At 74.5% G+C, this 23,110-nt stretch carries 26 protein-coding genes; 12 read left to right on the top strand and 14 right to left on the bottom strand.

Annotated elements, in window-relative coordinates; all coding sequences use genetic code 11:
- Positions 1-24: 24 nt before the first annotated feature.
- Entirely contained in the window at positions 25-321 is a 297-nt protein-coding gene (gene gatC / locus ACFWN3_RS16300; RefSeq protein ID WP_377641376.1) for an Asp-tRNA(Asn)/Glu-tRNA(Gln) amidotransferase subunit GatC, read from the bottom strand.
- Between the two features lie 66 nt (positions 322-387).
- On the opposite strand from gatC, the gene ACFWN3_RS16295 reads away from it, so the two are divergent.
- A complete protein-coding gene (locus ACFWN3_RS16295) occupies positions 388-1,053 on the top strand; it encodes a trimeric intracellular cation channel family protein (RefSeq protein WP_377641374.1) in 666 nt (221 codons plus the stop codon).
- A gap of 42 nt (positions 1,054-1,095) precedes the next feature.
- Here the strand turns inward: ACFWN3_RS16295 and ACFWN3_RS16290 are convergent, their stop codons facing one another.
- Entirely contained in the window at positions 1,096-1,638 is a 543-nt protein-coding gene (locus tag ACFWN3_RS16290; RefSeq protein ID WP_377641372.1) for a hypothetical protein, read from the bottom strand.
- 82 nt (positions 1,639-1,720) lie between these two features.
- On the opposite strand from ACFWN3_RS16290, the gene ACFWN3_RS16285 reads away from it, so the two are divergent.
- Complete coding sequence (locus tag ACFWN3_RS16285) at positions 1,721-2,017, top strand: hypothetical protein (RefSeq protein WP_377641370.1); 297 nt, start codon at positions 1,721-1,723, stop codon at positions 2,015-2,017.
- Entirely contained in the window at positions 2,014-3,090 is a 1,077-nt protein-coding gene (locus tag ACFWN3_RS16280; protein ID WP_377641368.1) for a hypothetical protein, read from the top strand. Before ACFWN3_RS16285 ends, ACFWN3_RS16280 begins: the two co-directional genes overlap by 4 nt.
- Before the next feature lie 43 nt (positions 3,091-3,133).
- Here the strand turns inward: ACFWN3_RS16280 and ACFWN3_RS16275 are convergent, their stop codons facing one another.
- Positions 3,134-3,475 (bottom strand): hypothetical protein, encoded by a 342-nt coding sequence (locus tag ACFWN3_RS16275; protein ID WP_377641366.1) that lies wholly within the window; start codon positions 3,473-3,475, stop codon positions 3,134-3,136.
- A gap of 116 nt (positions 3,476-3,591) precedes the next feature.
- Here ACFWN3_RS16275 and ACFWN3_RS16270 point away from each other — a divergent pair, with 116 nt between their 5' ends.
- Both ACFWN3_RS16270 and ACFWN3_RS16265 read left to right on the top strand, forming a co-directional pair.
- Positions 3,592-4,053 carry a hypothetical protein gene (locus ACFWN3_RS16270; protein ID WP_377641364.1) on the top strand — a complete coding sequence of 154 codons (462 nt, stop codon included), beginning with the start codon at positions 3,592-3,594 and terminating at the stop codon, positions 4,051-4,053.
- Positions 4,053-4,454, top strand: coding sequence for a hypothetical protein (locus ACFWN3_RS16265; RefSeq protein WP_377641362.1), 402 nt, complete (start codon positions 4,053-4,055; stop codon positions 4,452-4,454). The genes ACFWN3_RS16270 and ACFWN3_RS16265 overlap by 1 nt, the downstream gene beginning before the upstream one ends.
- Positions 4,455-4,484: 30 nt before the next feature.
- On the opposite strand, the gene ligA is transcribed toward ACFWN3_RS16265, so the two are convergent.
- Both ligA and ACFWN3_RS16255 read right to left on the bottom strand, forming a co-directional pair.
- Positions 4,485-6,632, bottom strand: a complete 2,148-nt coding sequence (ligA, locus tag ACFWN3_RS16260) for an NAD-dependent DNA ligase LigA (RefSeq protein ID WP_377641360.1) — start codon at positions 6,630-6,632, stop codon at positions 4,485-4,487.
- A 36-nt stretch (positions 6,633-6,668) separates the two neighbouring features.
- Positions 6,669-7,133, bottom strand: coding sequence for a DUF664 domain-containing protein (locus tag ACFWN3_RS16255; RefSeq protein WP_377641358.1), 465 nt, complete (start codon positions 7,131-7,133; stop codon positions 6,669-6,671).
- A 78-nt stretch (positions 7,134-7,211) separates the two neighbouring features.
- Here ACFWN3_RS16255 and ACFWN3_RS16250 point away from each other — a divergent pair, with 78 nt between their 5' ends.
- Positions 7,212-8,363 carry a PEP/pyruvate-binding domain-containing protein gene (locus tag ACFWN3_RS16250; protein WP_377641356.1) on the top strand — a complete coding sequence of 384 codons (1,152 nt, stop codon included), beginning with the start codon at positions 7,212-7,214 and terminating at the stop codon, positions 8,361-8,363.
- Positions 8,360-8,944: a hypothetical protein gene (locus ACFWN3_RS16245; protein WP_377641354.1), complete on the top strand. Its 585-nt coding sequence runs from the start codon at positions 8,360-8,362 to the stop codon at positions 8,942-8,944. The genes ACFWN3_RS16250 and ACFWN3_RS16245 overlap by 4 nt, the downstream gene beginning before the upstream one ends.
- Positions 8,945-8,957: 13 nt before the next feature.
- Here the strand turns inward: ACFWN3_RS16245 and ACFWN3_RS16240 are convergent, their stop codons facing one another.
- From ACFWN3_RS16240 to ACFWN3_RS16220, 5 genes are all read right to left on the bottom strand, one after another.
- Positions 8,958-9,857, bottom strand: a complete 900-nt coding sequence (locus tag ACFWN3_RS16240; protein ID WP_377641352.1) for an alpha/beta fold hydrolase — start codon at positions 9,855-9,857, stop codon at positions 8,958-8,960.
- Positions 9,858-9,884: 27 nt separating this feature from the next.
- Positions 9,885-11,060 carry a WD40/YVTN/BNR-like repeat-containing protein gene (locus ACFWN3_RS16235; protein WP_377641350.1) on the bottom strand — a complete coding sequence of 392 codons (1,176 nt, stop codon included), beginning with the start codon at positions 11,058-11,060 and terminating at the stop codon, positions 9,885-9,887.
- Between the two features lie 22 nt (positions 11,061-11,082).
- Entirely contained in the window at positions 11,083-11,565 is a 483-nt protein-coding gene (locus ACFWN3_RS16230) for an Hcp family type VI secretion system effector (RefSeq protein WP_377645637.1), read from the bottom strand.
- A 72-nt stretch (positions 11,566-11,637) separates the two neighbouring features.
- Positions 11,638-12,408 carry a DinB family protein gene (locus ACFWN3_RS16225; RefSeq protein WP_377641348.1) on the bottom strand — a complete coding sequence of 257 codons (771 nt, stop codon included), beginning with the start codon at positions 12,406-12,408 and terminating at the stop codon, positions 11,638-11,640.
- A gap of 45 nt (positions 12,409-12,453) precedes the next feature.
- Complete coding sequence (locus tag ACFWN3_RS16220; RefSeq protein ID WP_377641346.1) at positions 12,454-13,152, bottom strand: spermidine synthase; 699 nt, start codon at positions 13,150-13,152, stop codon at positions 12,454-12,456.
- Positions 13,153-13,197: 45 nt separating this feature from the next.
- Between ACFWN3_RS16220 and ACFWN3_RS16215 the strand changes: the two genes are divergently transcribed.
- The 3 genes from ACFWN3_RS16215 (at position 13,198) to ACFWN3_RS16205 (ending at position 16,399) form a co-directional block, all read left to right on the top strand.
- Entirely contained in the window at positions 13,198-13,989 is a 792-nt protein-coding gene (locus ACFWN3_RS16215) for a PIG-L deacetylase family protein (protein ID WP_377641344.1), read from the top strand.
- Positions 13,990-14,054: 65 nt separating this feature from the next.
- Complete coding sequence (locus tag ACFWN3_RS16210) at positions 14,055-14,777, top strand: class I SAM-dependent methyltransferase (protein WP_377641342.1); 723 nt, start codon at positions 14,055-14,057, stop codon at positions 14,775-14,777.
- A gap of 125 nt (positions 14,778-14,902) precedes the next feature.
- Entirely contained in the window at positions 14,903-16,399 is a 1,497-nt protein-coding gene (locus ACFWN3_RS16205) for a long-chain fatty acid--CoA ligase (RefSeq protein WP_377641340.1), read from the top strand.
- Between the two features lie 29 nt (positions 16,400-16,428).
- On the opposite strand, the gene ACFWN3_RS16200 is transcribed toward ACFWN3_RS16205, so the two are convergent.
- The 3 genes from ACFWN3_RS16200 to ACFWN3_RS16190 are packed head-to-tail and all read right to left on the bottom strand — an operon-like array spanning position 16,429 to position 19,363.
- Positions 16,429-17,412, bottom strand: coding sequence for a DMT family transporter (locus ACFWN3_RS16200; RefSeq protein ID WP_377641338.1), 984 nt, complete (start codon positions 17,410-17,412; stop codon positions 16,429-16,431).
- Positions 17,409-18,425 (bottom strand): methionine synthase, encoded by a 1,017-nt coding sequence (locus tag ACFWN3_RS16195; RefSeq protein ID WP_377641336.1) that lies wholly within the window; start codon positions 18,423-18,425, stop codon positions 17,409-17,411. Before ACFWN3_RS16195 ends, ACFWN3_RS16200 begins: the two co-directional genes overlap by 4 nt.
- 17 nt (positions 18,426-18,442) lie before the next feature.
- Positions 18,443-19,363 (bottom strand): DUF1272 domain-containing protein, encoded by a 921-nt coding sequence (locus ACFWN3_RS16190; protein WP_377641334.1) that lies wholly within the window; start codon positions 19,361-19,363, stop codon positions 18,443-18,445.
- A 147-nt stretch (positions 19,364-19,510) separates the two neighbouring features.
- On the opposite strand from ACFWN3_RS16190, the gene ACFWN3_RS16185 reads away from it, so the two are divergent.
- The gene (locus tag ACFWN3_RS16185; protein ID WP_377641332.1) at positions 19,511-20,935 is read left to right on the top strand and encodes a PLP-dependent aminotransferase family protein; all 1,425 of its coding nucleotides are present in this window, start codon (positions 19,511-19,513) and stop codon (positions 20,933-20,935) included.
- 110 nt (positions 20,936-21,045) lie between these two features.
- Entirely contained in the window at positions 21,046-21,870 is an 825-nt protein-coding gene (locus ACFWN3_RS16180) for a hypothetical protein (protein WP_377641330.1), read from the top strand.
- 69 nt (positions 21,871-21,939) lie between these two features.
- Here the strand turns inward: ACFWN3_RS16180 and ACFWN3_RS16175 are convergent, their stop codons facing one another.
- On the bottom strand, positions 21,940-22,914 hold the full coding sequence (locus ACFWN3_RS16175; protein ID WP_377641328.1) for a pirin family protein: 975 nt from the start codon (positions 22,912-22,914) through the stop codon (positions 21,940-21,942).
- Between the last annotated feature and the right edge of the window lie 196 nt (positions 22,915-23,110).

Below are 23,110 nucleotides of genomic sequence, written 5' to 3'. Positions count from 1 at the left end.
GAGGGGCGCGGCGTCGGGGCGCGCTCACTCCTCGTCGAGGATGCGGGGGACGCTGAAGCGCTGCTGCTCGGACTCGGGCGCCGCGGCGAGCGCGGCACCGGGAGCGAGCGAGGGCCGCACGACGTCGGGCCGGGTCACGTTGACGATCGGCATCGGGTGGCTCATCGGCTCGACGTCGTCGATCGGCGCCTGCTGGACGGTCGCGACCGCCTCGAGGATGACCGACAGCTCGCCGACCATCCGGTCGAGCTCGGCGTCGGACAGGTCGATGCGGGCGAGACCGGCGAGGTGCGCCACGTCGTCACGGGTGAGGTCGGCCATGGGAGCCAGTCTATGGGCGGTCGAGGGGGCTGCTCGCCCCGCCCACCGGCCTGCGAGAATCGCCCGGTGCTCACGGACACCGCGTCGCTCCAGGTCGTCCTCGACGTCGTCGGTGTCTTCGTCTTCGCGCTCTCCGGGGCCCTCGTCGCGGTCCGCAAGGGCCTCGACCTGTTCGGGATCCTCGTCCTGTCCTGGGTCGCGGGGCTCGGCGGCGGCATCATCCGCGACCTCTTCCTCGGGCTGACGCCCCCGGTGGCGGTCAGCGACTGGCGGCTCCTCGCCGCGGCGGTCGGTGCCGGGTCCCTCGTCTTCGCCCTCCACGGGCGCTGGCAGGACCTCGCCGCGCGCCACCCGGACGCCCGGTGGCGCCGCGCCTCGCTCGCCGTCCGGCTGCTCGACGCCGCGGGGTTGGCCGTCTTCGCGGTCAGCGGGGCCCTCGTCGCCCTCGACGCCGACGCCGGGCCGCTCGCGGCGACCCTCATCGGCGGGATCACCGCGATCGGCGGCGGGCTGCTGCGCGACGTCCTCGCCCGCCGGGTGCCCGAGGTGCTCCAGCGCGAGCTCTACGCGGTCCCCGCCCTCGCCGGCGCCGGGCTCGTCGTCCTGCTCCAGCACCTCGGGGTGCTGACCTCGCTCACGGCGTGGCTGGCCGTGGCGTTCGTCTTCGTGACCCGCGTCGCCGCGGTCGCCCTCGACCTCAACGCACCCCGGGCCCTGCGCAGCGGGGGCTGACCACCGACGCAGCCGCGCGGCCGGTCGCCCCGCCGGCGTGGCTCAGGCGCCGTCGCCCGGTGTCGTCGTGGGGCGCAGCAGCCGCGAACGGGAGTACTCGTCGGTGACGAGCTCGGGCCGCTCGGCCGCCCACGCCCGCACGAGGTCGAGCACCGCCGGGAACTCCCGGCTGCTGTCGGCGACCTGGACGACCTGTCCCGCGCCGTGGACCCGCACCCGCGCCCCGCGGTCGGCCCGCCCCAGCGCCGCCGGCGCGAGCGCCTCGAGCCGGGTGAGCCCGCTGACGGGGACCGAGAAGGACCCCGGGCGACGGCTGACGCCGTCGGGGCCGAGCTCGACCCGGTAGGTGAGGAGGAACCACACGGCGGGCGGGACGACGACGACGAAGAACCCCAGGAGCACGAAGGCGACCACCGTCGCCGGCCAGGGCACGTCGTCCCCGGGGCCGTTGGTGACGAGACCGACGAGGCCGACGACGCACAGCACCCACCAGATGACCATCAGCGGCAGGCTGACCACCCGCGCCCACCCCGGCGACCTGACGACGACGCGCGTGGGGAGTGCTCCCCGTTGAGGTTCGCTCATGCCTGTAAGTATCGTCACGACACGAGGGGACGCACCCGGGGGGAACGACCGGGACGCCGACGACCACACAGGAGGGTGCTCCATGACGCAGTACGACGTCAGTCCGGCCGAGATCCGGCGCCACGCGAGCGACGTCGCGAGCGTGGCGCTGACCCTCGGGCAGATGTCCGACGCGAGCTCGGTCAGCGGGGACAGCTACGGGCTGATCCTCGCCTGGCTCCCGGGCGTCATCAACGACAACGCCGGCGACGTCAAGGGTGCGCTCGACACCGTCGCGACGAACGCCGACCAGGCCGTCAACGGCCTCAAGGCGATGGCCGACCAGTACGAGGCCGACGACGCCAACGCGTCGTGGCAGCTGAGGAGCTCCTACCCGTGAGCGGCGACACTCCCCCCACCGCCTCTCCGGTGAACCCCTACGCGGTCGCCGACGAGGGCAGCACCAACGCCGGCGACGCGTTCTTCGGCCTCGACGAGGGGTCGGGCTGGACGTCCGGGGCCGGCATCATCGACAGCGGGTACGGCACCATCTCGTCCCTGTGCGAGGGGAACTGGGTCGACGCCGGCCTCAGCGGGGTCGCCCTCGTCCTCGACGCCGCGGCGACGGCCGCCGACCCCATCGGCTCGGCCCTGGCCGCCGGCATCGGCTGGATCATCGACCACCTCAACCCCATCAAGGGCTGGTTCGAGGAGGTGGCGGGCAACCCGGGCGGAGCCGTCGCGCAGGCGCAGACCTGGGGCCTCATCGCCGCCGACCTCGCCCCGGCCGCCGCGGACTGGACCTCGGGCGCCACCGCGCTGGAGGGCGGGAACGAGGGCCCGGCGGTCAACGCCTACCTCGGGTGGCAGCAGACGCACACCGAGGCGATCATCGCCCTCGAGGGCGCGGCGCTCGGGATGCAGGAGTCGATCGCGCAGGCGGCCGGCCTCGTCGGGTTCGTCCACGGCTTCCTCCGCGACGTCCTCGCCCAGCTCATCGGGGCGGCGATCAGCTGGGTGACCCAGGCGGTGCTGTCGTTCGGCACGCTCATCCCGTGGATCATCGGCCAGATCGGCACCCGGGTCGCCGCGGTCACCGCGCGCTGCTCGAACTTCGTCACCGCCCTGGTCCGCTCGGGCAGCAAGCTCGGCGACCTGCTCGGCGCGCTCGGCTCCTGGGGGCGCCAGCTGCTCCGGCTGCTCGACAAGATCAAGACCAACCCGGCCCTGCACCGTCCCACCCCACGCCACCGGGCACCGGGCGGGCCGTCGACGACCGTCCCGCCGTGGCGGACGACACCACCGCCGGGGTGGACGCCCGGGGGTCGGCACTCGGCGCCGCAGCCGGGCTTCGGCGACCACATGGTCGACGGCGTCCGCGGGGGCGTGCGTGACAGCCCCTACACGATCGCGACCAACGCCACGGACGGCGGCAAGCAGACCAACGCCGGACGCGACACCGAGGACGAGTAGCCGCAACGCCGAGGACGAGGCGTCGGCCCCGAGGGGCCGACGGTCAGAGCGCCCGGACGATCTGCGCCACGAGCGACACGGGGTAGATGGTCAGGCCCAGGAGGACGACGGTCCACAGGAGCCACCGCACGCGCAGCCCGACCGTCGTGCGGTCCTCGACGTCGGGCGAGCGGAACGAGGCGAAGAACCGCGAGTTCGCCAGCAGGCCGTAGCGGCCGTCGGCGCGGCGGGCGAACGGGCTCCACCAGTCGCCGGTCCGCAGTCCCACGACGACCCCGCGCAGGTACGGCACGAGGAACAGCAGGAGGACGCCACCGAAGACGAGCAGCGAGATGGAGCTGATGACGACGATGCCCCGCTCCGGGGTCAGCTCCTGCAGCGGCACGACGGCTCCTCCCCTGACGGGCCCGGCGGGCCCGTCCCCACGATGGTGACGGCCCGACGCTACACGGGCGCCCGCCCGGGTCGCCGCCCGGGAGGAGGCCTCGATAGGGTCGGGGAATGAGCCAACCGAGGGGGTACTCGAGTCCGGAGGAGGCACTCGCCGCGATCGCCGCGCAGACGGCGCAGGCCGGTCCGGACGCCGAGAGGGCGCAGGCGTGGAGCGCCGAGGTCGCCGCACTGGAGGGGACGGGCACGTCCGCCCGCGGGCACGTCAGGGCGACCGTCGACGTGCAGGGCCTGCTCACCGGGCTCGCCGTCACCGACGAGATGGCCGGGCGGGGCGGGACGGCCGTCACGGCGGCGCTCCAGCAGGCGCTGCGCGCCGCCCAGGAGTCGGTCCGCGACCAGGCGGTCCGCTCCTCCGAGCGGGCCTGGGGTCCCGACTCCCCCACGACGCACGCCTTCCGCGGAGAGGTCGAGACGGCCACCCGCCTCGTCGAGGTCGAGCCGGTCGCCACCGACGGCCGGGGCGAGGCGCCGCCGCCCCGCGGGCCGCAGCACGACGGGGGGACCTGGTGATGGACCCCCACCTCTTCGCCGGCGAGACGCCCGGCGCCCTCGAGCTCGACCGGCTCGTCCAGCAGGCCCAGGCCGCCTTCGCGTGGCGGGCCCAGGTCGACTCCTACCGTGGTCGCGCCTCCCTCGAGGGGGTCGACGTCGAGGTGTCGTCCACCGGTGGCGTCGTCGCGGTCCGCGTGGCCGACGCGGCGTGCTCGCGTGGCGGCGACGCCGTGGCGGGCCTCGTCCTCGACGCCGTGCACGCCGCGCAGCGCGACCTCGCCGAGCAGGTCCGCCGCTCGGCGGTCGAGACGTTCGGACCCGACTCGCCGCAGACGGGCACCGTCGACGAGGCCGTCGGCACCCGCTACCGGCGGGCCGCCGTCCTGCAGGCCACCCCCGACGAGGACGACCGCCGCTGACCGCGACGGCGACCCGGCGCCGCGCCGCCGTCAGGGGCCGTCGGGCGACCCCGTCTCGAGCAGCCGGGTGAAGCCGGCCTCGTCGAGGATCGTCAGGCCCAGCTCGCGGGCCCTGTCCTCCTTGGAGCCGGCGTTCTCCCCCACGACGACGTAGTCGGTCTTCTTCGACACCGAGCCCGAGGCCTTGCCCCCGCGGGAGAGGATCGCCTCCTTGGCCTCGTCGCGCGAGTACCCGTCGAGGGACCCGGTGACGACGACGGTCAGCCCGGCGAGGGTCTGTTCGACCGACTCGTCGCGCTCGTCCTCCATCCGGACGCCGTCGGCGGCCCACCCGTCGACGATCGCGACGTGCCACTCGTTGCCGGGCCGGTCGAACCAGTCGCGCACCGACTCGGCGATGACCGTGCCGACGCCCTCGACTCCGGCGAGCTCCTCGACGCTCGCCTCGCGGATCCGCTGCATCGACCCGAGGTGCTGGGCGAGCGCTCGCGCGGCGGTCGGCCCGACGTGGCGGATCGACAGGGCCACGAGGACGCGCCAGAGCGGCTGCTCCTTGGCGCGGCCGAGGTTGTCGACGAGCTTCTGGCCGTTCGCCGACAGGACGCGGCCGTCGACGACGGCCTCCTCCGGGTCGGTCCTCCTCGCCGCCCTCGTGTACAGCGGGACCCGGGCGATGTCCTCGGCCGTGAGCCCGAACAGGGTCGACTCGTCGTCGATGACCCCGGCGTCGAGCAGCGCGACCGCGCCCTCGTAGCCGAGGGCCTCGATGTCGAAGGCCCCGCGCCCGGCCAGGCTCGAGAGGCGCTCGCGCAGCTGCGCCGGGCAGGAGCGGCTGTTGGGGCACCGGATGTCCTTGTCGCCCTCCTTCTCGGGGGCGAGCGCGGTGCCGCAAGCCGGACAGGTCGTCGGCATGACGAACTCGCGCTCGGTGCCGTCGCGCAGGTCGACGACCGGCCCGAGGATCTCGGGGATGACGTCGCCGGCCTTGCGCAGGACGACGGTGTCGCCGATGAGGACGCCCTTGCGCTGCACCTCCGTCGCGTTGTGCAGCGTCGCCCGCTCGACCGTCGACCCTGCGACGACGACCGGCTCCATCACCCCGAACGGCGTGACCCGGCCCGTGCGACCGACGTTGACCTGGATGTCGAGGAGCCGGGTGTTGACCTCCTCGGGCGGGTACTTGAAGGCGATGGCCCACCGGGGCGCGCGCGAGGTGGACCCGAGGCGGCGCTGCACCGAGATCTCGTCGACCTTGACGACGACGCCGTCGATCTCGTGCTCGACGTCGTGCCGGTGCTCGCCGGTGCGCGCGATGAAGGCGTTGACCTCGTCGATGGTGTCGACCACTCGGAAGTGGGACGAGACGGGCAGGCCCCACGCCTCGAGCGCGGCGTAGGCCTCGCTCTGCCGCGTCAGGTCGAACCCCTCGCGCTTGCCGAGGCCGTGGACGAGCATGCGCAGCTCACGGCTCGCCGTGACCCGGGGGTCCTTCTGCCGCAGCGAACCGGCCGCGGTGTTGCGCGGGTTGGCGTAGGGGGGCTTGCCCGCCTCGACGAGCTGCGCGTTGAGCTCACCGAACGCCTCGATCGGGAAGTAGACCTCGCCGCGCACCTCGACGAGCTCGGGGACCGGGTGGGTCGGGGTCGCCTCGAGCTCGGTCGGGATGCCGCGCACCGTCCGCACGTTGAGCGTGACGTCCTCACCGGTGCGGCCGTCGCCGCGGGTCAGCGCCCGGGTGAGGCGTCCCTTCTCGTAGAGGAGGTTGACGGCGAGGCCGTCGATCTTCAGCTCGCACAGGTAGTGCAGCTCGGCTCCGCCCGCGTCACGGGTGACGCGGGCGTTCCACTCGAGCATCTCGTCGGTCGAGAACGCGTTGTCGAGGCTGAGCATCCGCTCGAGGTGGTCGACGGCCTGGAACTCGGTGGCGAAGACCGCGCCGCCGACCTGCTGCGTCGGGCTGTCGGGGGTGCGCAGCGACGGGTGCTCGTCCTCGAGGGCGTTGAGCCGCCGCATGAGGACGTCGTACTCGCCGTCGCTGACGGTCGGCGCGTCCTTGACGTGGTAGGCGAACTGGTGCCCTCGCGCCTCCTCGGCGAGGGTCTCCCACTCGTGCCGGGCCTCGTCGGGCACGACGTCGGTGGGCTGGTCGACGGCGGGGTCGGAGGGCGTCTCGCTCACGTCGTCATCCTGCCGCAGACCACCGACGGCCGGGGGTCAGCGCGGCGGGACGCGACCGAGGAGGACGTCGCGGGTCACCTCGAGCTGCCCGAGGTGCTGCGCCAGCTCCTCGTAGACGTGGAGGAGGACCCCGCCCTGGGTCCGCAGGCCGGGCTCGTCGCGGTCGCGGCCGGGCGGCGGGTTCGCCGGGGCGTCGGCGGGGACCGCGGCGGCGACGTCCTCGTGGAGGGCCGCCCGCCCGGCGCCGAGCAGCGCGAGCGCCTCCGCCACGGTTCCGGTGGCGGTGAACTCGGCGTCGCGGTCGCGTGGCACGACGATGCCCCGGTTCACGGTCCGGCCCCACCGCGCCATGACCCCGACGACGTGGGTGGCGAGCCCGAACGCCGAGTTGCCGCCGTCGAGGCGCGCGTTGACGAGGTCGTCGCCGAGCTCGCGGCAGATCGCGGCGTACCCGTCGAGCGCGGTGTCGCAGTACCCGAGGAACTCGTCGGTGGTGATCACGCCGACCGACGCTACGCCCTCGGCGGACGCCCCGCCGAGCCCGTGCCCCGCCCGCCCACCGGAGGCTAGGTTCAGCAAGTGGGAACCGTCGACCTGCGTGACGCCGACCGCGCGTGCGGCGCCAAGGCGTGGCACCTCGGGGTGCTGCTGCGGGCCGGCCTCCCGGTGCCCGACGGCGTCGTCGTCACCGGCCCGGTCACGCCCGACCGCCTCCGGTCCTCGCCGGCAGCGGCACTCCTCGACGCACCCGTGGCCGTGCGCTCGTCGGCCCCCGGCGAGGACGGACCCGACGCGTCGTTCGCCGGACAGCTCGAGACCGAGCTGGGGGTCCGCGGCGCGCAGGACGTCGCGGCCGCCGTCGCGCGGTGCTCGTCCTCCGCCCGCTCGGCTCGCGTGCTCGCCTATGCGGCACGTTCCGGTTCCGCTCTCCCGGAGCGCGTCCCGGTCATCGTGCAGCGGCTGGTCGCCGCCGAGGCCTCGGGGGTCCTCGTGACCCGTCACCCCACCACGGGCGAACGCGTCACGGTCGTCGAGGCGACGTGGGGGCTCGGCCCGTCGGTGGTCGACGGCGCCGTCGTGCCCGACACGACGACCGTCAGCGAGGAGGGCACCGTGTCGACCCGGCTCGGCGACAAGGCGACCCGGCTCGACCTCGCACCCGACGGCCTCGTCTCGACGGCCGTCGGCGACGACGACCGGCGACGCCCCTGCCTGCCCGACGCGCTCGCCCTCACCCTCGCCGGCATGGGACGGCGCTGCGAGGCGCTCCTCGGAGGGCCGGTCGACGTCGAGTGGGCGGTCGCCGGCGGACGGGTCTGGCTGCTCCAGGCCCGACCGATGACGGCCCTGCCGGTCGCCGGAGCGCCCCGGTCCGTCGCGCGGGCACCGTCCCCGGGCCCGCCCGTGGTGACGGGCACGGGGAGCAGCGGCGGGGTTGCCACCGGCCCGGTCCGCGTCGTGCGCGACGTCGACGGCTTCTCCGCCGTGCGCCGCGGCGACGTGCTCGTCTGCCGGACCACCGACCCCGCGTGGACGCCGCTCTTCAGGGTGGTCGCGGCGGTCGTCACCGAGACCGGCGGACTGCTCTCCCACGCCTCGATCGTCGCCCGCGAGGTCGGCATCCCGGCCGTCGTCGGGGCCACCGGCGCCCTGGAGGTGCTCGTCGACGGTGCGCTCGCCACCGTCGACGGCGACCGCGGCGTCGTGACGCCGGAGGAGGACGGCCGATGACCCACGTCTCGACGCCCGACCTGCTCACCCTCCACGCCGTGCGCCTCCTCGGGTTCGCGCCGACCGACGCGGTGGCCGCGCGGTTCGCCCTCGACCCGGTCGACACCGAGGCGGTGCTCCACGACGCGAGCGAGCGGGGGTGGGCGACGTGGTCGACCTTCCTCGAGATGGCCGGGTGGTCGCTCAGCACCTCCGGGCGGCACGAGGGCGAGCGGCTGCTCGCCGAGGAGCTCGACGCGAGCGGAGGACGCGGGGTCGTCGAGGCCGGCCACCACTCCTTCCTCCCCCTCAACGCCGTCGTCACGGGCGCCCTCACCGGGGTGCAGCTCGCGGCCGAGCCGTCCCTCGACGAGCAGACGCGCGACGTGCTGCTCGGCGTGGGGGCGTCGCTGGGCGAGCTCGAGGACTCCCTGACCTCGGCCCTCGGGCGCTTCGCCGGCTACCGCGGCCGCTTCCTCACCGCCCTCTTCCGGGCCGACGACGACCCGGCCTGGCTGGCGGGCACGTCGGTCGACTCCTGCCACCGCGTGTGGTTCGAGCTCCACGAGGACCTCGTCGCCACCCTCGGCATCACCCGCTGAGGCCGCTTCTCGCTCAGGGCTTCCCGGACAGCATCTCGGTGACGCGCGCGGCGATCTCGCGGCGGGCCCGGCGCCCCTCGGGGGTCGGGAGCAGCGGGTAGTCGTGGATGGCGCCGTCCTCGACGTGGAGGGTGAAGCCGCTGTCGGCCGGGATGCGGCGGCCGAGCTCACGGCAGTCGGGCAGGGTGATGTCGCGGGTCCCCACCCAGACCTCCACCGGGGGCAGGTCGGTGAGCGGGCCGAAGAGGGGGCTGACGCGGGGGTCGTCGACGCCGAGGTCCCCGGCCCACGAGGCCGCGATCGGGTGCAGACCGGCCCGGGTCAGCCACGGGTCCGTGGGCTCGACGGCCTCGATCTCGGGGTTGGCCATCGTGAGGTCGACCCACGGGGCGACGAGGAGGAGCCCGCCCAACCGGTCGCGGACGGCGGGCGACGCCTGCTGCGCGGCGACGAGGGCGAGCCCTCCCCCGGCCGAGTCCCCGCAGAGGACGACCCGGCGCCCGTCGGCGACGAGGTCGGCCACGACGTCCCCGACGAGGTCGACCGCCTCGGCCGCGGTGTGGTGCGGGGCCAGCCCGTAGATCGGCACGTGCACCTCGGCGCCGGCGCGACGGGCCAGGTGCGCCACGAACGCCCACTGCTGCTCGACGATCTCGTTCGTGTACGCGCCGCCGTGGAGGTAGACGACGGCACCGGCCGTCGGCGCGCCCGCGCCGGGCCGCCGCACGACGTGGACCTCGACCCCGCGGACCCGTCGCGTCGTCACCTCGCAGGCGCGCAGGGCGTCGCGTGGGGGTCTCGAGGGTCCCTTCACCGAGTGGAGGAAGGCCGTCCCGGCCTCGGGCGTGGCGTAGCGCTTCTTGCGGGTCAGCCGGACCTGCAGGGCGACCACCCTCATCGCGATGCTCGCCACGCCCACCCCTTCGTCGAACCGCCGTCGTCAGCCCGAGGATGCCACGCCCGGCTCGAGGACCTCGACCGACAGGACGGTGGGCAGGTGCCGGGCGATCTCGGTCCAGCTCTCGCCCTCGTCGCGGCTGGCGAAGACCGACCCCGTGTTCGTCCCGAAGTACACCCCGGCCGGGTCCCGGCGGTCACCGCTCATCCCCTGCCGGAGGACGGTGAAGAAGCAGGCCTGCTGCGGCAGCCCCTCGCGCAGTGCCTCCCACGACTCGCCGCCGTCGCGCGAGCGCCAGACCGCCGCCGCGGCGCCGGGGGGGTACCGGCCCTCGGTGTCGCCGTTGAGCGGCACGGTCCACACGGTCCGCTCGTCGCGCGGGTGCGCCCACAGCGGGAAGCCGAAGGTCGAGGGCAACCCCTGCGTGATGTTCCGCCAGCCGTGGCCCCCGTCGTCGGAGCGCCACACCCCGTGGTGGTTCTGCTGGTAGAGCAGGTCACCGTCGCCCGCGGCCCGCTCGACGTGGTGGACGCAGAAGCCGGTGTGCCCGTCCGACGCCGCGGCGGGGTGGTCGCCGGTGTCGCCGTCGGCGGGGTCCGCGAGGTCGTTGCGCCGCTCCCAGGTCACCCCGCCGTCCTCGGTCGCGAAGACCCCGGCGGCCGAGAGCCCGACCCACATCCGCTCCGGGTCCCTCGGGTCGGCGACGATCGTGTGGAGCACGAGCCCGGCGGCGCCGGGGCCCCACTCGGGCGCCGACGGGTGGTCGGTGAGGCCCTTGACCGTCTCCCACGTCTCGCCACCGTCGTCGCTGACGAGCAGGGTCGCCGGCTTGGTGCCGGCGTAGAGCCGGTCGCCCACCCTCCCGAGCGACCACACCTGGGAGAAACCGTCGCCGAACGGGGCCGGTGCCTCGGTCCAGCCGATCGACGCCGCGAACGCGGGGTCGTCGGCGGCCCACGCGTCCATCTGGCCCGTCGTCAGCCTGCTCAGCTCCCAGGAGTGCCCGCCGTCGTGCGAGCGCCAGACGCCGGCACCGGACCAGGCCCCGCCGCCACCGGCCCACATCGTCCCCGAGTCGCCGTCGCCGATGACGTGGTTGACCGGCCACCCGTCGCAGTACGGACCGCGGACCGTCCACGAGGCGCGGTCGGCGTCACCGTCGAGGACGAACGCACCCTTGGTCGTCCCGACGAGCAGGTGGATGGCTGCCTCGGACATCCGTGCTCCCCTCTCCCGGTGGCTAACCGGCCTTGTTCTTCTTCAGGTCGTAGGCGAAGTGGACGCCGGCGTCGAGCGTCCCGTTCGGCTTCTGCGGCCGGTACTCGAGGTCGACCCTGGCGAAGGCGAGATCCACGCTCTCCAGGGTCGAGTCGCCCTCGGCGCTGACGCTCGACGACACGCTCGTGACGCGGACGTCGCTCATCGTGACGACGAGGAACTCGAGCTGGCCGGGACCCGCCCTGCGGACCGTCATCGTGGCGTCGCGCAGGTGCTCGCCGGTCGCGCAGGCCTTCATCAGCAGGGGTGAGGCCCGGTCGAGGCGGTGGGTGAACCTGAGGTCGTGGACGGTGGCCCTGCCGGCTCCCCCTCCCGACCCGGTCCCCCCGGCGCCCGCGCCCGACTGGGAGACCCCCCAGGTCCACGACAGGACCTCGATCTCGTCCTGGTGGCGCGCGTCGACGGACTCACCCCTGATCGAGCCGATGCGCGCGAAGATCGCCATGGCCACCACGCCCTCCTCACCGTGTCGTCGCGACGGCTGACCATCCCAAGGTCGACCTGTCGCCCGCCGCTGTCAACCGTCGTCGCGCGTGGGGCCGGCCTCGAGCACGGCGAGGTCGCGGGTGGCGTAGCGGTGGTGCTCGGCCTCCTCCTTGAGGACGACCCGGAGGCAGCGGCGCACGACGTACTCCTGCTCGGGGTAGGGGTCGGCGGGCTTGCGGGCGCAGACGCGGTCGAGCTCGGCGTCGGTGAGCCCGTCGACGACGCGACGCATCGTCGCCATCCGCCGCCGCCGGGCCTCGAGGACCTCGTCGAGGGTCGGGTCGGCGTCGAGGGTGACGCCCAGCGCCGCGGCCTCCTCCGCCGGCATCCCGCTCGAGGGGAACCCGAGCGGGTGGTACGGCGCGTCCTCCTCGAGGACGGCGTTGCCGAGCCAGGCGTCGCTCGCGAAGAGCAGGTGGCGGTGCGTCTCGAGGAACGACCACTCGTCGTCGACCCGTTGCCGGAGGGCGTCGTCGGGGAGCCGCCGGGCCCGCTCGAGCGTCGCGGCCCACATCGTCTCGACGGCGTCCCAGGCGGTGCGGTAGTCCTGCGGCGTGCTCGCCTCGCGGGCCAGCCGGCGCGCGGGGTGGAGCCGGTCGAGCTCGGACTCGACGTACGCCGTGACGTCGACGTCGTTGACGACGAGCCGCTCGAAGTCACCTCCGAGCGAGACGTCCCTGCCGTAGCAGTCGACGATCTTCAGGCCGCTGACCTCGCAGTCGCGGATCTCGAGCCCCGCGAGGTCGGACAGGTGGATCCGGGCGCCGCGGAACTGCTCGGTCTCGGTGTACTCGGTGCTCATCGTGGGAGTCTCGCGCAGGGGTCCGACAGCCGCGACCCGTCGCCGTCAGCGACGCGGCCCGACCGCCAGGTACACGGTGTTGGCCGACTCCCCGCCGGTCAGCGGGTTGGGGAACGGCACGACGTGCGCGTCGGCGCGCTCGAAGGCCGCCCCCATCCGGCGCACCACCTCGGGCTCGGGGGGCTCGTCGGACCAGAGCGCGAACACCCCGCCGTCGACGAGCATCGCGCCCAGACGGGCGAACCCCTCGACGGTGTAGAGGTCGCCGTGGTCCTCGCGCAGCAGCCAGTCGGGGGCGTGGTCGATGTCCACCAGTACCGCGTCATAGGTGCGGTCGGCGCGGCCCGTGCGCACGACGTCGAAGAAGTCGTCGAGGACGAGGCGCACCCGCGGGTCGGCCGCCATGCCGCGCGAGTCGGGCAGGAGGTCGCGCCGGTGCCACGAGACCACGGCCTCGAGGGCCTCGACCACCGTCAGCTCCCTCACCCGCTCGTCCTCGAGGGCGGCGAGCGCGGTGTAGCCGAGCCCCAGCCCGCCGACGAGGACCGTCAGCGCCTCGCCCGTGGTCGCCGCGAGGCCGATCCGCGACAGCTCCTCCTCGCCGGTCGTGAACTGGCTCGACATGAGGAAGTCGTCGCCGAGCTTGACCTCGAGCACGTCGCGCTCGGTGACGCGGTCCCGGCGCCGACGGAGGCTGATCTCGCCCCAGGGGGTGTCCTGCCAGTCGAGCTCCTCGATCCTCACCTCCGGAGACTAGTGCCCGGTCGCCCGCGGGCCCGATCATGGGGCATGCCCCGCCGGACCCTCGTCTGCGTCTTCGCGCACCCCGACGACGACGCGTACGGCGCCGCCGGGAGCGTCGCGCTCCACGGGGACGACCCGGACTTCCGGTTCGTCCTCGTCCACGCCACCGTGGGCGAGCTCGGCGAGATCCGCGAGGGATTCCCGGCGACCCGCGAGACGCTCGGGGCCGTCCGCCGGGCCGAGGACGAGGCGGCGTGGCGGGCGCTGGGCCGGGTCCCCGACCGCCACGAGTGGCTCGGCCTGCCCGACGGGGGCGTGGCCGACGTCCCCGCCGCGGAGGTCGTCGCCGCGGTGGCCCGCATCCTCCAGGAGGAGGACCCCGCGGTCGTCGTGACGTTCGGCCCGGACGGCATCTTCGGGCACCCCGACCACGTCGCCGTCGGCGCGGCCACCGACGAGGCGTTCACGCGGCTGTTCTCCGGCGACCCGCCCGGCTCCCGGCGTCTCGTGCACGGCGCCGTCCCGCAGAGCGTGTTCGAGCGGTGGAACCGCCAGCGGGCCGAGCTCGGCCTGTTCACCTTCGACCCCACGCGGACCTACCACATGCGCGGCGTGCCGGACGAGACGATCGGGATCACCGTCGACGTCCGTGCCGTCGCCGGCCGGGTCGTCGCGGGCCTGCGCGAGCACCGCAGCCAGCTCCACGTCATGTCCGACGACCCCGACGACACCGTGCAGTGGGAGCGGCGCGTGGGGCGCGAGTGGTACTGCGTCGTGTGGCCGCCCCGCGACCCGGGCGCGCCGATGCTCACCGACCTCTTCGACGACCTGCGCTGACGGGAGGGCGGGGCGGGGCCGCGTGTCGAGTGGAGACGGCGGTGGGCGGCGGGTAGGAACGAGGGATGCAGCGGACCGAGGACGGGACCACGGCGGGCGCCACCGACTACGACGGCTTCGCGGCCGCCTACGCCGCGGAGAACGAGGGCGGTCTGTTCAACGCGTACTACGCACGACCCGAGATCCTCCGCCTCGCGGGTGACGTCTCGGGTCGGCGCGTCCTCGACGCCGGGTGCGGGTCCGGCCCGCTCACCGAGAGCCTGCGCGACCGGGGGGCCCTGGTCACCGGCGTCGACGTGAGTGCGGCGATGGTCGACCTGGCCCGCGAGCGGTTGGGTGACGACGCGGACCTCCGCGTCGCGGACCTCGCGGCGCCGCTGCCGTTCCCGGACGCCTCCTTCGACGACGTCGTGGCGTCCCTCGTCCTGCACTACCTCGAGGACTGGTCCGGGCCCCTCGCCGAGCTGCGTCGGGTGCTGAGGCCGGGCGGACGCCTGCTCCTGTGCGTCAACCACCCCGCCGCCTACGCCATCGTGTACCCGGAAGCCGACTACTTCGCCGTCACCCGGTACTCCGAGGACTACGTGTTCGACGGCCAGACGGTGTGGCTGACCTTCTGGCACCGGCCGCTGCACACCATGGCCGACTCCTTCTCCGCCGCCGGTTTCCGGATCAGCACGATCAGCGAACCTCCCCCGGCGCCCGACACCCCTCCCGAGCTGCTCCCGCCCGGCCTCGAGCACGAGTCGTTCATGTGCTTCCTCTTCTTCGCCCTCGAGGCCGTCTGAGCCGGACCCGGACGGGACCGGCAACCCTCGATCCGCCAACTGCCCCGTCGATGCTCTGGCGTGGCAGGACCGGCGCGGGTGAGGATGGGGCCAGCCCGCCACCGCCGCCGGACCCAGGAGCACCGATGACCAACCTCGCGACGAACCTCACGACGACCGCAGCGGACAACCCCGAGAAGGACGCCCTGCGGATCAACGGCCAGGGCGTCACGTACGGACAGCTGCACGCCATGGCGGCCGAGGTCGCAGGGTCCCTGCGCGCCAACGGGATCGAGCCCGGCGACCGGGTGGCCGTCATCCTCCCGAACGTCCCCGCGTTCCCGGTCGTCTACTGGGGCATCCTCCTGGCGGGCGGTGTCGTCGTCCCGATGAACCCGCTCCTCAAGGCCGGCGAGATCGACTACTTCTTCACCAACTCGGGCGCGAAGATCGCGTTCGTCTGGCCCGACTTCGTCCCCGAGGCGACCAAGGGCGCCGAGAACAGCGGGACCGTCATCGTCGAGTGCACCCCGACCGGTCCGGTGGAGGGCGGCCTCACGGGCGGCGAGCCGATCACCGAGCCCACCGACCGCGCCGACGACGACACGGCGATCATCCTCTACACCTCCGGGACCACCGGCCGGCCGAAGGGCGCCGAGCTGACCCACAGCAACATCCACCTCAACGCGGACCGCTCGGCCCACGTCATCCAGCAGATGACGAGCGACGACGTCGTCATGGGGTGCCTGCCGCTGTTCCACGTGTTCGGGCTCGTCGTCGGCCTCAACGCCGCGACGATCGCGGGCGCCAGCCTGGCCCTCATCCCCCGCTTCGACCCGGCCGCCGCCATCGAGGTCATCGAGAAGGAGCGGGTGACGATCATGCAGGGCGTGCCGACGATGTACGCCGCGATCCTCAACCACCCGAGCAGCGACGGCATGGACGCGAGCTCGCTGCGCACGTGTGCCAGTGGCGGGTCCGCGATGCCGCTCGAGGTGATGCGCTCCTTCGAGGACAAGTTCGGCTGCGTCATCCTCGAGGGCTACGGCCTGTCCGAGACCTCCCCCGTCGCGAGCTTCAACATGCCCGACCGCGAGCGCAAGCCGGGCACCATCGGCATCGCGATCCCCGGCTGCGAGATGCGCTGTGTCGACCTCGACGGCCAGGAGGTCCCCGTCGGCGAGGTCGGCGAGATCGCGATCCGCGGCGACAACGTCATGAAGGGCTACTGGCGCAACCCCGAGGCCACCGCGGAGGCGATCCCCGACGGCTGGTTCCGCACCGGCGACCTCGCGACGATGGACGACGAGGGGTACTTCACGATCGTGGACCGCAAGAAGGACATGATCCTGCGCGGGGGGATGAACGTGTACCCGCGCGAGGTCGAGGAGGTCATCTACACCCACCCCGACGTCCTCGAGGTCGCGGTCGTCGGCGTGCCGGACGACCTCTACGGCGAGCAGGTGGCCGCCGCGGTGGCGTTGCGCGAGGGCTCGACGGCGACGCCCGAGGACATCATCGAGTTCACCAAGGAGCGGATCGCGGCCTACAAGTACCCGCGGACCCTGTGGGTCGTCGACGCCCTCCCCAAGGGCCCGACGGGCAAGATCCTGCGTCGCGAGGTCCGCCCGCCGTCGGAATGAGCGTCGAGCGGACCGCCTCCCTGCACGGGTCAGCCCGAGGTCGACGCCGCCTGCTCGCGCTCGCGCACGACGACGGCCTCGGGGGTGCGCGGTCGGCGGTTGATGACGAACGCGGCGCCGAGCACGATGGCGAACCCGACGAGCTGCGCGGCGCCGAGGTGCTCACCGAGGACGAGGACGCCGAGGAGCACCGAGACGACCGGGATGAGGTACGTGATGGTGGAGCCGATGACAGGGCCCGCCCCCCGGACGACGTCGAACTGGAGCATGTACGCGAACCCCGTTCCCACGAGGCCGAGGACGAGCACGCACAGCAGCGGCAACCACGCCGGCCGGCCGGTGTCGGGGGTGGCGTACGACCAGGTGCTCGCGACTCCCTCGGGCTGCAGCAGGGCCCACCCGAGCACGACCGGGACCATGAGGACGAGGCCGGTGAGCAGGGTGGCCGCCGGCTGGGAGAGACCGCCGAGGTCGACGCCGCTGAGGAAGCGGCGGTTGTAGGTCCAGCCGATGCCGTAGCTCGCGCCGCCGACGAGGGCCATCGAGAAGCCGACGAGGTCGGGGCGGTCGGTGGCGGTCCACGGCTGCATGATCGTCACGACGCCGAGGAAGCCGACGCCCACGGCGACGAGGCGGCGCCCGGTGGCCCGCTCCCCCGGGAGGATCGCCAGCGTGGCCAGGACGGTGGCGATGGGGGTGGCCGCGTTGCCGATGCCGGCCAGGGCCGAGGTGATCCGGGTCTCGGACAGGGCGAAGAGGGTGAACGGCAGCGTCGCGAGGAAGAAGCCGCAGACGAGGAGGTGCCCCCACACACGCGCTCCGGTGGGCAGCCGCCCTCCGCCGAGGAAGAGCAGGGCGGTGATGACGGCCGCGCCCGAGACGATCCGCAGCGCGGAGATCTGCACCGCCGACAGCGACTCGAGGCCGACCTTCATCAGGAGGAAGCTCGACCCCCAGATGAGGACGAGCGCGACGAACTTGACCTGCCAGGGCACGCGGGGCTGACGGCTCACCGGTGGACCTCCTCTCCGAGTCGGCGCGCGGTGTCGAGCGCCGCACGGAGAACGTCGCGGGCCCCCTCGGGTGTGAGTCCGGAGAGCCCGCACGTCGGCGAGACGACGAGCCCGCGCAGCGCGTCGACGGCGAGCCCGGCCCGCTCGAGCCCTTCGAGGACGAGGGCCCGCGCGTCCTGCGAGGTGCCGGAGCCGTCGGTGGGCAGCACCCCGGCCCAGACCGAGGTCCCGGCGTCGAGGGTGGCGGCGACCGACTCCCACCGGGCCGGCGTGGCGCCGGTGAGGTCGATGGCGATGGCCCCGACGCCGGTGGCCCGCAGGAGGGGCAGCGGGACCGAGGGGTGGCACGAGTGGATGACCGTGGGCCCGTCGTGGGCGGCGAGCACGGTCTCGAGGCCGCGGGCGGCGACCTGGGGGTCGACGCTGCGGATCCGCCCGAAGCCGGAGTCGGTGGGCAGCGACCCCTCGAGGACGGCGGGCAGCGACGGCTCGTCGAGCTGGAGGACGACCTCGGCACCCGGGACGACGCGGCGCACGTCACCGACGTACCCGGCGATGCCGTCGGCGAGCGAGGCGACGAGGTCGGCGGACGCCCCCCGGTCGACGAGCACGCGCTCGCCCCGGGTCAGGCGCAGCGAGGCGCCGAGGGTCCACGGTCCGGCGACCTGCACCTTGAGCGGACCCGTGTACCCGTCGTAGGCCTCGGCCAGCTCGTCGAGGTCCTGGCGCAGCAGCGAGGCCGTGCGGCCGGCGTCGCGGCCGGGGCGGTCGACGAGCCGCCAGCCGCTGGGCTGGAGGTCGACGTACAGGTCGGTGAGCATCGCCGCGGCGCGCCCGATGATGTCGGCGCCCGGCCCCCGCCCGGGCGTCTCGGGGAGGAAGGGCAGGCCCACGCCCTCGCCGTCGAGGAGGAGGTCGCGGACGGTGCGGACGGCCTCGCGCACCGAGGTCCCGGGCCACGACCCGATGCCCGTCGCGCGGACCGGGGCGGTGACGACGGCAGGGGCATCCACGGGCAGCACAACCTCGGTCACGTCGTGGCCATTCCGACGGCCGCGACGAAGTCGCCGACCGAGCGGGGCACCGGCACGCCGGCCTCGACCGTCCACGGGGCGGGCTCCGGCTCTCCCGCGACGACGCGCAGCGGGACCACGCCGCACCACGCGCCCTCCGGGTCCTCGTCGGGCGGGGTCGGGCCGCCCGAGCGGACCTTGAGCACCCACCGCCCGTCGGTGATGGGCAGGGCCATCGCGAGCGTGGCGGCCTCCTCCTTCGCGGTGGAGGGCCGCACCTCGCTCGTGCGGCCCGGGACGAGCCGCTCTGAGATGCGGGTGAGCGCACGCGCCCGGTCGCTGCCGGTGAGATCGGTGAGCTCGCCGTGGATCACGGCCGAGCGGTAGTTGGCCGAGGAGTCGAAGGTCGTGTGGGCGACGACGAGGCCGTCGACGACGGTGACGGACAGGACCGCGGGGGCGCCCGCCGCCACCTGGCGCAGCGCACCGGCTCCGGTGGACCCGTGGAGGAGGACCCGGTCGCCGTCGCGCGCGAAGAGCATCGGCACGACCCACGGGCGCCCGTCGACGACCGTGGACAGGGTGCCCGCGAGGACCTCGTCGAGGAGGGAGTCGAGCTCGGCGCGGTCGGACGCGCCGCGCTCGGGCTTTCGTCGGAGCCTCTCGACTGGACGCTCCCGTCCGGCGTATCCCGCTCCGGGACAAGGCTGTCCGGACACGACACGGACCGTGGACGCGGGGTGCCGGACGAGGGCGTCGCCGACGCGAGTGGGGCGCGGCATGAGCGCTCCGCCGCAGTTGGGGCAGGCCCGCTCGAGGTGCTCGGCGCAGCCCGAGCAGAAGGTGCACTCGAAGGAGCAGACGACCGCCCCGACGTCGTCGGCCGGGAGGTCGACGTCGCAGCACTCGCACCCGGGTCGCATCTCCAGCCCGCTCACCACGACATCCTCTCCTGCGCCACCCGACGGCGGCGACCGCGCTCCGGCCCGACGGGCCGGTGCCCGCCGCCCCCATGACACCGCACGGAAGTGGACCATGCCGAGATCCACTTTCCCGTTGAAGCACAGGACCAGTATGGTCGACCCGTGCCCCGCTCGGCCCGTCCCCTCGACCTCCCGCTGCGGGTCCTCGACGGCCCGGCTCCCCTGCGGCACCGGATCGCCGACGCCGTCGTCGCCGAGCTGCGGGCCGGCCGGCTGCGGCCCGGCGATGCCCTGCCCTCCACCCGCGTCCTCGCCCGGGCGCTGGGCGTCTCGCGGGGCCCGGTCGTCGCGGCCGTCGACGGGCTCGTGGCGGCGGGGTTCGTCGTGACCCGGGGCGGCTCCGGAGCGGTCGTCGCCCCCGAGGCCGACCGCGCTGCGGCCGCCGGAGCCGCGACCCACGTCCACACGTCCGCGCCGCGCGGCCCCGCCGAGGACCGTCCCGCCTCCCCCGAGCCCCGGTGGGACCTGCGGCCCGGGCGCCCCGACACCTCGCTCGTCGACGCTTCCGCGTGGCGGCGCGCCTGGCGCCACGCGGGCTCGGTCGTCCCGGGCAACGATGCCGGAGCCGGGCCCGAGCACCGCCGCCTGCGCGAGGTCCTCGCCGACCACCTCCGCCGCAGCCGGGGCGTGGCGGTCGAGGCGGCCGACCTCCTCGTCGTCCCGGGGGTTGGCGCCTCCCTGCGCGCGCTGCCCGGCCCGCTCGGCGTCGTCGGCCGCACCGTCGCGCTCGAGGACCCCGGGTACGCGGAGGCCTGGACGGCCTTCGCCGCCGAGGGGGTGCGCGTCGCCGCCGTCCCGGTCGACGCCGACGGCCTCGACCCGGCGCTCCTCCCCCGCGGCACGGCCGCCACCTACGTCACCCCCTCGCACCAGTACCCCCTCGGCGCCCGGATGCCCGTGACCCGGCGGGTCCAGCTGCTGGAGTGGGCGGCCCGCACCGGGGGCACGGTCGTCGAGGACGACTACGACGGGGAGTTCCGGTACGACGTCTCGCCCCTGCCCGCGCTCCGGTCCCTGCCCGGGGCCGAGGACCACGTCCTCTACGTCGGCACGGCGAGCAAGCTGCTCGCGCCGTCGCTCCGGGTCGCCTGGCTCGCGCCCCCGCGGCACCTGCGCGAGCCGCTGCGGGTCGAGCTCGAGGGCCGCGGGCTCGTCGTCAACGAGGCGACCGGCCACGCCCTCGCCGAGTTCGTCGCCAGCGGCTCCCTGGCCGCCCACCACGCGCGGGTCACCCGGACCTACGCCGCGCGTCGCGCCGCCCTCGTCGCCGGGGTCGGGCGACACCTGCCCGACGCCGTCCTCGAGGGCGTCGACGCCGGCCTCCACGTCGTCCTCCGCCTCCCCGACGAGGTCGACGACCTCGACGTCGTCGACGCCCTGGCCTCCCGCGGGCTGGCGGCGAGCCCGCTGTCGGCGTACGCCGTCGAGGCGCCCGTGCGGGGGCTCGTCCTCTGCTACGCCGGGCTGCCCGAGACGGCGGCCGACGCCGCCGCCCGCACCCTGGCGTCCGTGCTCGCCGGCGCCTGACCCCGCGCCAGGGCGGGGACCGCTCCCCATCGACGGGGCGACGCGGCCTCCCTAGCGTCGCTCGCGGGGGCACGGGGGTCGTGTCCTGGACACCACGAGAGGGGAACACGATGACGACGCACGACGAGCACGCCACGGCGAGCAGGCGGAGCATCCTCGGAGGGGCTATGGGCGCGGGGGCGCTCGGCCTCGTCGGGGCCGGGGCCACCGGCCTCGCGGCCGCCGGCCCGGCAGCGGCGCACGGCACCATCACGAGCTACTCCAGCATCAACGGGGCCCGCACGGTCTACGAGGTCAACGGGGCGCTCACGACGTGGGGCTACCGCCCCTCGTTCCACAGCCGGCTCGACACCTGGCTGGCCTTCTGGAACGCCAACACCCCGTCGTCCTGGGCGAACGTGTCGCGGGTGTGGAGCTACGGCGCGCACTACGACGGCCGGGTCACCGAGGCCCACAACAACGGCCGCGGCTTCGACCTGTCGCGCCTCTACACCGGCAGCACCCGCCGGTTCAACGCCCGCTACGACCAGTGGCGCACCCTGTCGGGCAGCGACCTGGCCCTGACCCGCAGGCGCTACTGGGCCACCTCGGCGTCGGCGCACTACCACTTCCGCAACGTCCTCACCTACGCGTACAACGGCGACCACTGGAACCACATCCACATCGACAACCTCGTGTCGGGCACCGCGAACAGCAGCTTCGACTCCTCGTCGCGGGCCCAGGTCCTCCACGTCCAGGCGTCCTGCCGCTACGTCTGGGGCCTGCCGACGACCGTCGACGGCGTCTGGGGGTCGCAGACGTCCGGCCACTCCAACCGCGTGCTGCGCGCGGCCGGGGTCGCCACCGGCGGCATCGGCACCCAGTCGCGCTGGCTCGCCTTCAACCGGGCGACGACGCGCAAGGGCTACGGCACCCAGAGCTACCCGGCGGCCTGAGCCACGCGCGACGACGCCCCCACGACCGGCTGGTCGTGGGGGCGTCGCGTCGTGCGGGCGGGCAGGACGTCAGAGGACGTCGTGACCCGGGTGCGGCTCCGACGGGATGGTCCCGAGGCGGCCGGCCTGGAAGTCCTCGAACGCCTGGACGAGCTCGGCCCGGGTGTTCATGACGAACGGGCCGTACGCGGCGACGGGCTCGCGGATCGGGCGACCGCCGAGGACGTAGAGCTCCAGGCTCGGGCTGCGGCTCTCCTGGCTGTCGTCGGCCGTGACCTCGATGAGGTCGCCGGCGCCGAGGACGGCGAGCTGACCCATCCGGATCGGGCGGCGGTCGGGGCCGACCGTGCCCTTGCCGGCGAGGACGTAGACGAGGGCGTTGTAGCCCGGGTCCCAGGGCAGCCGCACGTGCGCCCCCGGGGCGACCGTCGTGTGGAGCACGGTGATCGGGGTGTGCGTGATGCCCGGGCCCGCGTGGCCGTCGAGCTCACCGGCGATGACGCGCACGAGCGCGCCGCCGTCGGGGCTGGAGAGGAGGGAGACCTCACCTCCGCGGATGTCCTGGTAGCGCGGGGGCGACATCTTCTGGCTCGCGGGGAGGTTGACCCACAGCTGGAGGCCGTGGAAGAGGCCGCCGCTGACGACGAGCTCCTCCGGCGGGACCTCGATGTGCAGCAGCCCCGAGCCGGCCGTCATCCACTGGGTGTCGCCGTCACTGATGACGCCGCCACCCCCCTGGGAGTCACGGTGCACGAAGGTGCCGTCGATGATGTAGGTGACGGTCTCGAAGCCACGGTGCGGGTGCCACGGGGTCCCCTTGGGCTCGCCCGGTGCGTACTCGACCTCCCCCATCTGGTCCATGTGGATGAAGGGGTCGAGGGCGGCCAGGTCGACGCCGGCGAACGCGCGGCGCACGGGGAAGCCCTCTCCCTCGAAACCCTGCGGCGCGGTGGTGACCGAGCGCACCGCACGGCTCACGGCCGTCGCGACGGGCTCGGTGACGCGCGGGAGGGTCAGGACGTTCTCGACGGTCACGGCGGGCATGGTCATCAGCTCCTTCGGCTCGCCCCCGCACCGGGGGCGACTGCCGGGTCCAACGGTAGTTGATACATCAACTATTCCGCCACCCCCCGGCACCGGCTCGTGGGGCGAGCACGCGTCGCCCGGCTGTGTCGCATCCCTTGCCTGACGTCCGACGCGCACACCGGCCCGTGCCCCCGGCCGCTGCGATGATCGCTCG

Source organism: Oryzobacter terrae (assembly GCF_042756445.1).
Lineage (GTDB): Bacteria > Actinomycetota > Actinomycetes > Actinomycetales > Dermatophilaceae > Oryzobacter > Oryzobacter terrae.
This window is presented reverse-complemented; position numbering and strand designations above follow the sequence as displayed.